Annotated in this window: 2 tRNA genes and 2 rRNA genes; all 4 read left to right on the top strand. The window is 53.1% G+C overall.

Annotation, left to right across the window (positions count from 1 at the left end):
- Positions 1 to 108: ribosomal RNA gene (locus EWE74_RS21030) — 16S ribosomal RNA — on the top strand; the annotation flags it as partial.
- A 132-nt stretch (positions 109 to 240) separates the two neighbouring features.
- A tRNA-Ile gene (locus EWE74_RS21025) sits at positions 241 to 317 on the top strand.
- An 80-nt stretch (positions 318 to 397) separates the two neighbouring features.
- Positions 398 to 471, top strand: a tRNA-Ala gene (locus EWE74_RS21020).
- A 151-nt stretch (positions 472 to 622) separates the two neighbouring features.
- Positions 623 to 738, top strand: a 23S ribosomal RNA gene (locus tag EWE74_RS21015); the annotation flags it as partial.

Below are 738 nucleotides of genomic sequence, written 5' to 3'. Positions count from 1 at the left end.
GTGCCTAAAGCATGTAACCGCAAGGAGCGTGTCAGGGCAATACTGGTAATTGGGGCTAAGTCGTAACAAGGTAGCCGTACCGGAAGGTGCGGCTGGAATACCTCCTTTCTGGAGCGTCCGGACCGGTCCTGCTGCGCGCATTCATGATCTTTGTCTATCAGGAGACACCGTGGATTATACCATTGGTATTGAGCTCCCGTACCAGGAGGCAGCGCCTTACCCTGGATTTCGGGACGATCCAGTCCCGTAGCTCAGTTGGTTAGAGCACTACACTGATAATGTAGGGGTCAGCAGTTCAAATCTGCTCGGGACTACCATGATAATGGGGGGCTGTTGATGTTTAGCTGTCAATGTATGTTCATTGCTGGTCAACCGTTCACGATCTACCATTAAAAAAGGGGAATTAGCTCAGCTGGCTAGAGCACCTGCCTTGCACGCAGGGGGTCAACGGTTCGAATCCGTTATTCTCCACGTTGCCCTTCCCTGGGGGGAGGGTATAGCGTTCTTTGACATATTGGGAAAGAAAAGAATATAAAAGAGAGGACAGAGGAAGTCCGTCCATGCAGCACTGCATGGACAGGACGGAGGCAGTCTGCTGCTAGGCAAAAGGAGCAGCAGACGGAAGAAAGTAAATAAGGGCACACGGGGGATGCCTAGGCTCCCAGAGGCGAAGAAGGACGCGACAAGCTGCGATAAGCCGCGGGGATCGGCACATACGACTTGATCCGCGGGTTTCCG

It is taken from the genome of Sphingobacterium corticibacterium (assembly GCF_004208525.1).
In the GTDB taxonomy this organism is placed as follows: Bacteria; Bacteroidota; Bacteroidia; order Sphingobacteriales; family Sphingobacteriaceae; genus Sphingobacterium; species Sphingobacterium corticibacterium.
Note: the sequence above shows the minus strand (reverse complement) of the source record. Positions and strands in the feature narration are given on the sequence as shown.